General features: G+C 61.3%; 12 protein-coding genes. 1 reads left to right on the top strand and 11 read right to left on the bottom strand.

What is annotated here, in order from left to right:
* Window positions 1-144: 144 nt before the first annotated feature.
* On the bottom strand, window positions 145-1,506 hold the full coding sequence (locus ACQZ5H_RS23145; protein ID WP_112713232.1) for an ABC transporter substrate-binding protein: 1,362 nt from the start codon (window positions 1,504-1,506) through the stop codon (window positions 145-147).
* 284 nt (window positions 1,507-1,790) lie between these two features.
* Here ACQZ5H_RS23145 and ACQZ5H_RS23150 point away from each other — a divergent pair, with 284 nt between their 5' ends.
* Window positions 1,791-2,816, top strand: a complete 1,026-nt coding sequence (locus ACQZ5H_RS23150; protein ID WP_449099114.1) for a LacI family DNA-binding transcriptional regulator — start codon at window positions 1,791-1,793, stop codon at window positions 2,814-2,816.
* On the opposite strand, the gene folD is transcribed toward ACQZ5H_RS23150, so the two are convergent.
* The 10 genes from folD to fliQ all read right to left on the bottom strand — a co-directional run bounded on the left by folD (window position 2,817) and on the right by fliQ (window position 11,953).
* Window positions 2,817-3,716, bottom strand: coding sequence for a bifunctional methylenetetrahydrofolate dehydrogenase/methenyltetrahydrofolate cyclohydrolase FolD (gene folD / locus ACQZ5H_RS23155; protein WP_449099115.1), 900 nt, complete (start codon window positions 3,714-3,716; stop codon window positions 2,817-2,819).
* A gap of 135 nt (window positions 3,717-3,851) precedes the next feature.
* A complete protein-coding gene (locus ACQZ5H_RS23160) occupies window positions 3,852-5,582 on the bottom strand; it encodes a succinoglycan biosynthesis protein exop (protein WP_449099116.1) in 1,731 nt (576 codons plus the stop codon).
* Window positions 5,583-5,696: 114 nt separating this feature from the next.
* Entirely contained in the window at window positions 5,697-6,536 is an 840-nt protein-coding gene (locus ACQZ5H_RS23165; RefSeq protein ID WP_449099117.1) for a WecB/TagA/CpsF family glycosyltransferase, read from the bottom strand.
* 290 nt (window positions 6,537-6,826) lie between these two features.
* Complete coding sequence (locus tag ACQZ5H_RS23170; protein WP_130279049.1) at window positions 6,827-7,369, bottom strand: hypothetical protein; 543 nt, start codon at window positions 7,367-7,369, stop codon at window positions 6,827-6,829.
* Complete coding sequence (locus ACQZ5H_RS23175) at window positions 7,369-7,734, bottom strand: hypothetical protein (RefSeq protein WP_112713244.1); 366 nt, start codon at window positions 7,732-7,734, stop codon at window positions 7,369-7,371. Before ACQZ5H_RS23175 ends, ACQZ5H_RS23170 begins: the two co-directional genes overlap by 1 nt.
* A 12-nt stretch (window positions 7,735-7,746) precedes the next feature.
* Window positions 7,747-8,307, bottom strand: a complete 561-nt coding sequence (locus ACQZ5H_RS23180) for a rod-binding protein (RefSeq protein ID WP_112713246.1) — start codon at window positions 8,305-8,307, stop codon at window positions 7,747-7,749.
* A gap of 35 nt (window positions 8,308-8,342) precedes the next feature.
* Window positions 8,343-8,753, bottom strand: a complete 411-nt coding sequence (locus ACQZ5H_RS23185) for a hypothetical protein (RefSeq protein WP_112713248.1) — start codon at window positions 8,751-8,753, stop codon at window positions 8,343-8,345.
* Window positions 8,754-8,757: 4 nt separating this feature from the next.
* A complete protein-coding gene (gene fliR / locus ACQZ5H_RS23190) occupies window positions 8,758-9,510 on the bottom strand; it encodes a flagellar biosynthetic protein FliR (protein WP_112713250.1) in 753 nt (250 codons plus the stop codon).
* Complete coding sequence (gene flhA, locus ACQZ5H_RS23195; RefSeq protein WP_112713252.1) at window positions 9,507-11,594, bottom strand: flagellar biosynthesis protein FlhA; 2,088 nt, start codon at window positions 11,592-11,594, stop codon at window positions 9,507-9,509. The genes fliR and flhA overlap by 4 nt, the downstream gene beginning before the upstream one ends.
* Before the next feature lie 92 nt (window positions 11,595-11,686).
* Window positions 11,687-11,953, bottom strand: coding sequence for a flagellar biosynthesis protein FliQ (fliQ, locus tag ACQZ5H_RS23200; protein WP_112713254.1), 267 nt, complete (start codon window positions 11,951-11,953; stop codon window positions 11,687-11,689).
* Between the last annotated feature and the right edge of the window lie 66 nt (window positions 11,954-12,019).

A 12,019-nucleotide genomic window follows, 5' to 3' on the forward strand; every position in this document is an offset into this window, starting at 1 on the left:
CCTGTCTATCTGAAGGGCTTACGCCGGCCTGCGTCAACTTCTCTACGCGTTTGACCACAGTGCTGGCGCCGGCCGAACCCCTTTGAGGATCCGGCCCTGCATGCAGCGATGCCGCGGCCGAGCCGCGGCATCTGACAACGATGATTACTTGATGGCGTCCCAGGCAGCCTGGATTTCCTTGCCGGTATCTTCGGCAGACTTGCCGCCGACGAAATCGACCATGCCGGTCCAGAAGGCGCCGGCGCCGATCTTGCCCGGCATCAGGTCCGAACCGTCGAAGCGGAAGGTCGTGGCAGTGGTCAGGATTTCGCCTTCACGCTTCATCTGCTCGTTGGCGTAAGCCGCCGTGCTGACACCCTTGTAAGGCGTCAGGAAGCTCGACTGAGCCATCCAGACTTCATGGGCGATCGGGGTCTTCAGGAAGTCGACGAAGGCGCGGGCCGTCTTCGAGTCCTTGGCGATCGAGACCAGCGTGCCTGCACCGAGAACCGGCTTGCCGAGATCGGCATGCGAGGCATAGGTCGGCATGTAGAAGAAGTCGGCGTCCTGGCCGAGCTTCGTGCCTTCCGGGAAGAAGGACGGGATGAACGAGGCCTGATGATGCAGGTAGCACTTCGGCGGAACGGCGAAGAGGCCCTTCGGGCTGTCGCGGAAGTCGGTCGAAGCCACGGCTGCAACGCCGCCATCGACATACTTCTCGTTCTTGGCGAACTTGCCGAATTCCTCGATCGCGGCAACGACGGCCGGATCGGTGAACTTTACTTCGTTCGTCGTCCACTTGTCGTAGACGTCAGGCTTCTGCGTGCGCAGCATGATGTCTTCGATCCAGTCGGTCGCCGGCCAGCCGGTCGCGCCGCCAGAACCGAGACCGATGCACCACGGAACGCCGCCGTCCTTGACGATCTGGTCGGTGAGCGCGAAGAGCTCTTCCATGGTCGTCGGGACCTTGTAGCCCGCTTCCTTGAAGTTTTCCGGCACATACCAGACCAGCGACTTCACGTCGGCCTTATAAGGGAATGCGTAGAAGCCTTCCTTACCGTCCTTGCCCTTGTAGGTGCCGTAACCGACCCAGCTGTCGCCGGCGCCGTAATTGTCCTTGACCCACTTCGAGGTATCGTCGCCGAGCGGCGTCAGAAAGCCCTTGCTGGCGAGGTCAGCAAGAAGGCCCGGCTGCGGCAGGATCGCGACGTTCGGCGGCGAACCGGCCTGGGTGTCGATGACGATCTGCTGCTCGTAGTTTTCCGAGGACGAGTAGGTGGCTTCGATACCGGTCGCTTCGGTGAAATAAGCAAGAATGCTGCGGAAGAAGGCTTCGTCTTCGCCGCGCCACGGTCCGAAGATCGTCAGCGGCTGACCCTTGAGGTCAGCATGCGATGCCTTGAATTCGTCGTAGCTCTTCCAGTTGAACTTGGCGTCCTGCCCCGGAGGAAACTTGAGATCGGCAGCAGAGACGCTACCTGCAAAAAGCGCCGCCGCAGCGACGCCCATCAGAAAAATCTTTTTCATGTGATCAACCTCCCATCACAATCCCAACCGCACTTTCAGCCTCTCACCGGAGCCTTTCAAAGCGCTTTGACAACAAAGTCATTCCACTTTCCTCCGAACGGAGTCAAGCTAATTCGCGAATACCGCGCAAACACTGGCAAATTTCGCGTTGCAGCAACGCTTACACGGGAATATGGAGCGATTTTTCTTGAGTCAAGCGGACCAAATGCTACATAATTTAAAAGCGCTTTGAACGGTCCGGGAGAAACCGTTGCGTGCAGAAACCGGCGGAGGAAGCATAGCACGTGAATCTGAAACAGCTATCGGAATTGCTCGGTCTTTCCCAAACGACCGTCAGCCGCGCCCTCAATGGCTACCCCGAAGTCAATGAGGCGACGCGCGAGCGTGTGCTCCAGGCTGTCAAGGAAACCGGCTATCGCCCGAACAAGGCGGCCCAGCGTCTGGCGACCGGCAAGGCCGGCTCGATCGGCCTCGTGATGCCGACCGCTCCCGGCCACCAGTCCGACGTGCATTTCGGCGAATTCCTGGCGGGGCTTGGCGAGGAAGCGCTGCGTCACGACTTTCATTTCGTAATCATGCCATCGGACCCCGACGACGAGGTCGGCGCGCTGCGGCGGCTGGCGATCAGCGGCAATGTGGATGCGCTGTTCGTCGCCTATATGCGCGGCCACGATCCCCGGCTTGCGATGCTGAAATCGCTTTCGACGCCCTTTGTCGTCCATGGCCGGTCGCATGGATCCGAGCCCGACTACCCCTATCTCGACATCGACAACGAAGCCGCCTTCTACGATGCGACGAAGCTCCTGCTGCAGCTCGGGCATACGCGCTTCGGGCTGATGAACGGCCCGGCGCATCTGGATTTCGCGATCCGGCGGAGAGAAGGCGTCGAGGCGGCGCTTGGCGAGCGCGGCCTGCATCTCAACGAAGACTGCATGAGCCACTCGCTGATGACGGACGAGCAGGGGATGGTGGCGATGGAACAGTTCCTGCAGCTGCCGGAGCGGCCGACGGCAATTCTCTGTTCAAGTACGGTGCTGGCGCTCGGCGCCATCCGCGCGGTGAACCAGGCGGGACTGAAGCTCGGCGAAGACATCTCGCTGATCGCCCATGACGACGTGCTGCCGCTTCTGAAGCCTGAGAATTTCTCGGTGCCGCTGACGACGACGCGCTCGTCGCTACGCGCCGCAGGCGCCCGCATCGCGCAGCGTCTGATCGGAACGGTCAAGCAGACCGCCGCCTTCCCCGAGCAGGAACTCTGGAAGGCGGAACTGATCGTCAGGGGATCGACAGGCCCTGCCCCGCGCAGCTGATCAGAACTGCGGCGGCTTCTGGCCGGCGGTGCGGTGAGCGGCGATCACGGTATTGGCCATCAGCATGGCGATCGTCATCGGGCCGACGCCACCCGGAACCGGGGTGATGACCGAGGCAACCTGTTCGGCTTCCGCAAAGGCGACATCGCCGACGAGGCGGGTCTTGCCCTCACCCTTTTCCGGTGCCGGAACGCGGTTGATGCCGACATCGATGACGGTTGCGCCGGGCTTCACCCAATCGGCCTTGACCATCTCGGGACGGCCGACGGCTGCGACCAGAATATCGGCATTGCGGCAGACGGCCGGCAGATCCTTGGTGCGCGAGTGCGCGATGGTGACGGTCGCATTGGCATTCAGCAGCAGCTGCGCCATCGGCTTGCCGAAGAGGTTCGAGCGGCCGATGACGACGGCATTCAGACCGGAGAGGTCTTCACCATGCGTGCGGCGAACGAAGACCATGGCGCCGGCCGGCGTGCAGGAGACAAGACCGGTTTCGAGATCGCCGGTGGCGAGCTTGCCGGCGTTGACAACGTGCAGGCCGTCGACGTCCTTTTCCGGCAGGATCGACTGGATGATCGGCTCGCTGTTCAGCGGCTTCGGCAGCGGCAGCTGCACGAGAATGCCGTGGATGGATGCATCATCGTTCAACGATGCGACGAGAGCGGCAAGCTCTTCCTGCTTCGTTTCGGCCGGCAGCGTGTACTGCACCGACTTGAAGCCGCATTCCTTCGCCATCTTGCTCTTGGAATTGACATAGGCATGGCTTGCCGGATCATCGCCGACGATCACCACTGCAAGACCCGCCTTCACGCCGCTCTGCTTTTCGAGCGATGCCGTCGCCGCCTTCACGGTTTCGATCACCGAAGCGGCTACCTGCTTGCCATCGATCACTGTCGTCACGCGTCTCTCCCGCCTGTGCCATCGCGTGCGAAGCTAGGCCTTCGCCCGCCACGCCGTTTGCCTCAGAACGCCCTATCCTGTTTAAAAGCGGCAAATGCAAGGGCAATGATGCCGCCGCGCGAGGAGAAATCGCAGTTAGCGGCCAGTTGCCGCATAGCTCTGGAAGCGGCTGCGCAACTCTGCCAGTTCGGCCCGCAGCGCGGTGAGATCGTCCGGCTGCTCCGGCTCGGGCTCCGGCTGCTGGACGGCGGGCGGCTCGACGATCACCGGGATATCCAGGAGATCGAGCGGGTCTTCCTGTCGCCTGCGAAACAGGCCTGACAGCATCGAGGCCGCGAGACCGATGATCAGGCCGATGCCGCCGCCGATCGCGGAGCGAAGGGGCGTGCTGTAGCCGGTCGCGATCGCGAAGACCTGCGGAGCGGCCTGCATGGAGATGTTGCCGCCGCCCATGCCAGCCTGAGGCGGGGTCGTATCGAGCCGCGACTTGGCTGCATCCGCCTTGTCGCGCAGCTCAGTCAGCTTGGCGAGATCGACGCCGGTATCGCGGCTCTGGGCGATCAGGCCGTTGCGTTCGTCGCTGAGCTTGCGGCGCGCGTCGACGGCGGATTTAGCGTCGACGGCAGCATCCTTCGCCTGCACCAGGAGTTCGCGGGAGAGCTTGTCGCGAAGACCATCGACGATCCCCTGCTGGGCAAGAAGCTTCGGGTGACGCGGGCCGAGATCGATCGAGAGCTGCGAAAGCGTTGCCTTCTCGGCGGCATATCTGTCACGCGCGTCCAGCAGCACCGGCGACATCATGTCTGTGGGCAGCACGCCATCGACGACATCGGCCGGTTTGGCCGCCTTCAGGCGATCGGCGCGCTCCTTCGAGAGGGTAATACGCTGTTCGGCGACCTTGAGATCGGCATCGAGCTGGTTGATCCGCTGCTGAAGGTCGATGGCGACCTTGACGTTGCCTTCACCGGTCTTGGCCGTGAAGGCATCGAGTTCGGCGCGGGCCTGATCATAGGCCTTCTTCAGCGTGCCGTCCGATCCGGCGGCGCTGCCTGCCGGCGATGCAAGCAACATGCCTGACAGGCGCGCGGCGATCTGGCGGGATTTCTCGGCGCTTGCGGTGGAGACATTGAGCCTGACGAGCCCGGTGCCGCCATCCGGCACGGCTTCGACGACGGCTGCCAGAGACGCCTCGGCGCGGGACGCGGCATCCGCTGCCGCCCCGTTGCCGGACAAAAGATCGAGGGCGATACCGACGGCGTTGGGCTTCTCGCCGGCAAATTCAGGATCGCGGTCGAGCTTCAGCGAAGCCACCGCCGCGGCGATCATCGGGGCGGAGACCAGCTTCTTCGCGGCCGCCTGCGTCAGCGCCGGACGGGTCGCCGTATCGCCGCCGACATGGAGCACGGTGGCGGCGGAATAGCGGACGGGCGCCTGAGGTATCATGAGCGGAAAGGCCGCGCCGAGCATCAGGCCAACAAGCGCAAACGCAATCGGCTTCACGGGAAGATGGAGCGGCTCGTCATCGACGGCTGCGGGGATGTCATTGGTATTGGCGGGGACGAATACCGGTTCCGGCAGCTGCGGGACGGCGGCAGGCTGGACCGGGGGCTTTTCTGCTTTCACCGGCTGCGATGGCGCGTCATTGGCGGGCACGAACTGCGGAGCAAGAATGGCTTCGATACGGCTTGTCAGCGGAGCCTCTGCCCTCGCCCGCGCCTGGCGCTGCTCTTCGAGCGCCTTTTCGATGACACGCAGCAATTCGGCTTCGGAGGGGCGAACCGCAGGCGCATGACCGCCGCGCGATGCTTCCCGCGCGCCGAGCGGGGCGCCTGTCCGTCTGCCGTTCAATGCCTTATTGTCATACATGGATGCCACTTCTCACGCACGTGATAGTCCGGCCATTACCCGCGGCTCAGCGAGTATTAATCGAGCCTAAACAATCATGGCAAAGAAATGGTTAATGAACGGTTCAGGAGGCCGCTACTGATGCGTGCCGCTGCGCTTCTGCGGCGGCAGAGAATTGCCGCGATCGCCATCAAGCTTCATGATCCGCTCGCGCCGGCTGAACCGGTATTGCAGAACATGAAACAGGAAGACCGGAATGCCGACGACATAACGGCGCCAGAGGCGGGACGGCTCCTGGACCAATCGGTAGGCCCATTCGAGCCGCATCATCCGCACCGTTTCCGGCGCGCGCGGGATCTCGCCCGAGACGAAATCGAAGAGCGCGCCGACCGTCAGCACGAGACGGGCATGCTCCGGGCGGACATGGCGATGCGCCCACTTTTCCTGCAGCGGCGTGCCCATGCCGATGATCAGCATGTCGACCTTCTGGGCGTCGAGCTCGGCGACGACATCGACGGGATTGTCCTTGTCGAAATAACCATCGGAAATGACGACGAATTCGTGCCACGGCGCATGCTTGGCGAAATTCGCCGCAGCGCGCTCGACGACGGCGGGCTTGCCGCCGATCAGGCCGACGCGGCGCGGCGTTTCCATGAAGGTCAGCAGTGCGGGGACGAAGTCGGTGCCGTTGAGATTGGCCGGGAACGGACCGCCATGCGACACCTGCGAGGCGATGTTGAGGCCGATACCATCGGGCAGGACCAGGTTCTGTTCGAGGATGTCGCGATATTCCGGATCGCGCAGCGTCATCAGCATGTTGTGGGCATTGACGAAGGAGATGACCGTCTGGCCGACCGGCAGCGACGCCAGTTCGTTGATGAAGACGAGCGCGTCGTCCCATCCGAGATCGCAGACCGGCACGTCGAAGATCGTGCGGCGCGAGGCCATAACCGCGAAATTCGCGATCAGATTCATCCCAACCTCCTGCAGGGGGTGCTTCATGCGCCCAGCATCCCGGAAAACAAGCGACAGACGGCACTCCTGCCGGTGATGGCGGGGAGCGTGGCTGGCAGAGCCTGCAGCCGCTATCCCGGATGCAGAGCCATGACTGGCCTGAACCAAGGGTATATCAGCTCAATTTCAAACAACCTTTAGGAAAACCCGTCGCATTGCGGGAACCGGGGAAAGGAACGGTTAACCATCACCGACCCAAAAACGCAGATGGCGCCCGTGGGGCGCCATCTCGATCCGGACGATGAATACGATCAGTGCGCGGCCGGGGCCGCTGCCGCATCCTCTGCAGGTGCCGCTTCGACGATCTTGACCGGCTTGCCCATCTTCGGCTGCTGGCCGGAGGTGGCGGCCTTCTGATCTTCCTTCGAGAGATAATCGAGCTGCTGCAGCATAACGTCGGCGATGTAGTCGCCGCCCAACCGCTCGTTCATGCCCTTCTTGACCGCATCGCGGAATGCCTGCGGATCGAAGGACTTGACCTTGCTGATATCGACCATCTTGTTGCCGACGAGCAGCGTGAACAGCTGATCCGTCGTCATTTCCGTCAGCGGCAGCGTGGCTCCCTTCACGACATCCTTGTTCATCATGAAGTTCAGCTGGCCGATGAAATAGCCGGTTACCGCGCCATCGCCGATGATCGGAATGGTGACGGTCTCGCCTTTGACAAGCTCGAGCTGCGCCTGCTTGGAATCGTCCGGCGGCGGCGCTGGCGCAGTCGCCATCTTCACCGAGAAATAGACCGAAGCCAGCGTGATCACGCAGACCCAGATGCCTGTAAAGACGAGTTTAAGCATCAGTTATCACGCGCGACGAATTGTTCCTGGGAATAGGTACCGTCGGCATCCGCATCCTGCACGGCGCTCTTCAGGAGATCGGCGACGGCACGGACGGCTTCGAGGTGAGCCTCGACGCGGCGCGCGTTGAGCGTCAGCTTCTTCTTCAGACCATGCAGCTGGTCGAGATGCGAAGCGGCAAGTTCAGCCGGATCGGTATCGCGGAACAGCATCGACAGCTCATACAGGCAACGGCTCTTGTGCGCGTTCGATACCTTGAGGTCGAACTGCGGATCGGCACCGATACGCGTATTCTCGTTATCGATGATCATTTCCAGGCGGCCGAGGACCGATTTGATACGATATTCGTTCGAGATTATTTCCATTTTTATCCTCGGCTATGCTTCTTTACTGGACTTGGTCTCCGCCGTCGGCGTGCCAAATGTCTTGCGCTGGAATTCGTCGATCATGCTGAAGGCGACCTTGCGGTCATCCTGGTCGGCAGTGGCGTTGACGATGCCGCCTTCCTTCTTGCGAAGGGCATCGTGATAGAGCTGCTTGGCGATGCCGATGCCGTCACCCTTGGAGATGACGTTACCGAGCTGCTCGGCCATCATGCCCTTCCAGATGTCGCCGGTTGCGCCCTTGCCGTAGACCTGCTCGCTGTCGCTCGGCAGCATGTTCTTGATGAAGTTCTGCAGAACCATCGACTCGAACTTCCGGTAGGTTTCCGGAATCTGCTCGGTCTTTTCGCGGTTCTTGACGTCGTCGAGGCCGGTTTTCGCCGTGCTTTCGAGACCTTCGATCTTCGAGGAGAAGCCATTGCCGTTCTCGGCAAGGCTGGTTGCCCGGAACGCAGCACGGGCTGCCTTCAGTTTCTCCTGGGCGGCCGCGACCTCTGTCGGGTCGGCAGCTTTGACAACGTCCAGGACAAGATCACTGGGGGGCGAGATAGCCAACGTCACAATCCTCTAATGTAAGGTTGTGGCGATTATTATTTTTGAAGCTTGCTGGAGGCTGGCGTTGCAAATTTCTGGTCGATGATATCGTAGACCGCATTGTCATCGGCCTCGCGGCGCTCGGATTCCAGGGCTTCTTTCATCCCCTCCTCCAGCCTGTCACCCTTTGCGCGCTCGCGCTGCAGGCGCATTTCGTGCAGCTGCTGGATGCCCGTCAGCTGTTTGTCCTTGGTGCTGAGTCGCTCGAAGCGGTCGGCATAGCTCTGCGAGAAGGCGCGGTGAATCGGATCGACGGAGCCTAACGCGTCGATGACATTGTCCATCGACTGGTTGACCTCAACGCGCTGGCGCGCCGTTTCGGCTAGGTCATATTCGGCCATCTGCTCGAGATGACGCTGCACCGCGACCAGGCGCTTCAGCTTCTGAGACCGGGTCTGTTCCGCCATTGCTCTAGAGCCCTATGAAGACGGTGGGGAAGGATTGCGCAAACTGGCTGATCAGGGCCGCGACCGAGAAATAGAACAGGAAGAGCCCACCGAGCAGCAGATAAGGCGTCGAGATGAAGTAGACCGGGATCTGCGGCGCCAGCTTGTTGATGAAGCCGATCGAGACATTGAACATCATACTGTAGATCAGGAACGGGCTCGAGAGCCGGAGCATGATGTAGGTGGTCGAGACCAGCGTATCGGTGAGCGAGATCAGGTTGGCGCGCATGTCGCCGGGGCCGCCGAAGGGCATGGTCGTGTAGGAATCGACCAGTGCCTTGAAGACGATGTGATGGAAGTCCATCAGGAAGAGAACCATGATGCCGGCGAAGGTGATGAAACCGGACAGGCTGGTTTCCTGCGAATCTTCGACGACGTCGTTGCCGGCCGGCGAGGTGTAGCCGACCATCATGGCGATGATCGTCGCCGCGAACTGGAAGCCCATCGTGTAGACGCGGGCCAGAAGGCCGTACATGACGCCGATCAGCGATTCGGTGAAGATCAGGCCGATATAGGTGGCGCTGGTGCCGCTGACCGAGGGATAGACCGTATCCCACATCATCGGCAGCAAGGCGAGAGACAGACCGGCAGCAACGAAAACCCGCAGGATTTCAGGCACGCGTGCCGAGGAAAACCCCGGCATCGCCAAGACGCAACCACCAACCCTGCAAAAGATCAGAAAGAGCGCAAGGATGGTGCCCTGCGGGTCTGTTATCATGAAACCGAGCCCAAAATCTTTATCTCGATGCCCTTCGCCAACTCGACGTGGGACAGAACCGGAAGCGTCGCGAACAAGCGTTCGATGATCATGCGCACATAGGAGCGCGTTTCCGGCGACGTGACAAGGCAGAAAGGCAAGCCGCGATCCATGAATTCACGGATAACCTTCGTCGCCTGCTCGCTGAACTCTTCGAGAGCACGCGGATCGATGTCGAATTCGACAACTTCGCCCTTGTTGTCGCGCTTCAGAGCCTGGTGGAAGGCGAGATCCCACTTGCTGCCGAGTCGCAGGACGCGGAGCACACCGTTATCGGCAAGGTCGCCGCAGATCTGCTGCGCCATGCGGATGCGGACGTGTTCGACGATCTGCTCCGTCTTGCGGACATGCGGAGCGAGTTCGGCGACGGCTTCGAGGATCAGATGCAGGTTGCGGATCGAGACGCGCTCGGCGAGCAGCAGCTTCAGCACCGCCTGCAGGCCCGAATAGGACATGTGCGACGTGCAGATCTCGTCCGCCAGCTTCTTGTATTCCGGATCGAGCCGGTCGATCAGCACCTTGACGTCCTTATAGGACAGGAGCTGCGGCAGGTTGTTGCGGATGACTTCGCTCATATGCGTCAGGACGACGGAGACGTTGTCGATCGGCTGGAAGCCTTCGCGCTTCAGATCTTCGGTAAAGGCTTCGAGAACCGAAACCGCCGGCATGCCGAAAGCGGGTTCGCGGATTTCGTCTCCCGGAATACGCGGCTTGCGGCCCGAGCCGGTGACGACGAGCACTTCGCCGACACGCAGCTGGTTCGATGCAACGGTCGTGCCGTGGATGCGGATCTGGTAGGACTTTTCGGCGATCGCGATATCGTCGGTGACCTTGATCTCGGGAACGACGAAACCGTATTGCGTCGCGAATTTCTTGCGCATCTTGCCGACGCGGAAGGCGAGTTCCTGATGCGCGCCGAGCAGGCGGGTCGAGACCATCTTGCCCAGTGCGAGCTCGATTTCCGAGGTGCGCAGGACAGACTTGACCGAGTCCTTCTCGAGCTCCTTGCTCTGGACGACCTTCTTTTCTTCCTGTTCGCGGCGGATCTTGTTCTCAGCCTCGATCTGGCGCGGGATGAACCAGGCGCCGAAAGCCATCAGGCCGCCGAGCAGCATGAAGGGGACGGTCGGCAGACCGGGCATCAGGCCGAGGATCGCCATGAGGGCAGCCGAGACCGAGAGGGCGCGCGGATAGCCGGAGAGCTGACCGATAACCGCTTCGTCGGTGGAGCCGACATTGCCGCCGCGCGAAACCAGGAGGCCTGCAGCGAGCGAAACGATAAGAGCCGGCATCTGCGACACGAGACCGTCGCCGACAGACAGCTTGACGAAGACGTCAGCTGCTTCGCCGATCGGCATGCCGTGGCGGAAATAGCCGATGATGATGCCGCCGAAGACGTTGATGCCGGTGATCAGAAGGCCGGCGACAGCGTCACCGCGCACGAACTTGGACGCACCGTCCATGGCACCGAAGAAGGAGCTTTCTTCTTCGAGTTCCTTGCGGCGGCGCTGGGCTTCCTTCTCGTCGATGATGCCGGCCGAAAGGTCGGCGTCGATCGACATCTGCTTACCGGGAATGGCGTCCAAGGTGAAACGCGCGCCGACTTCCGCGATACGCGTCGCACCCTTGGTGATGACGATGAAGTTGATGGTGATCAGGATCAGGAAGACGATCAAACCGATCACGAAGTCGCCGGACATGACGAGGCTTGCAAAGCCGGCGATAACGCCACCGGCCGCATCATGACCTTCGTTGCCGTGCGAAAGGATGACTCGCGTCGTGGCGATGTTCAGCGCCAATCGCGTCATGGTCGCGATCAGAAGAATGGTCGGGAAGGACGAGAATTCCAGCGGCTTCTTGATCCACAGCGCGACCATGAGGATCAGCACCGAGAAAGCGATCGAGAATGCCAGGCCGAGGTCGATCAGAAATGGCGGAATCGGCAGGAAGAGAATGCAGATGATAACGATGATGCCGAAGGCAAAGCCGATATCGCGCAAACTCGGTGCGGATTTGGGAAGCGGTAGTGCAGGTGGTTGCGCCATAACTGGTTCCGTCTCTTCATGAGAGGAGGCGGATACCGGGACCCGCCCTATTCGCATCGACAGTTAAATGGCGAAGCTTGCGCGAAGATGGCTCAGAAGCCGGACTGGATGCGCGAGAAAACCATGTCCGTGAAGATCGAAATCTGCGAGCCGACGAAGGGCGCCGAGATACCGACGGTGATGAGGACGGCGACGATCTTCGGAACGAAGGTCAGCGTCGCTTCCTGGATCTGCGTGAGGGCCTGAATGAGCGCGATGATCAGACCGACGACCATGGCCGCAGCAACCGCGGGGCCCGCCGCGACAAGCACGGTCCAGATGGCTGCCTGGAACAGATCGAGTGCATCAGCTTCATTCATCAGGCAACCTCATATCGCCCTGGGAGAAAAGTCCGGCGCGAGCCGGACTTTCTCATTGTTTTCATG

Source organism: Rhizobium sp. 21-4511-3d (assembly GCF_053522545.1).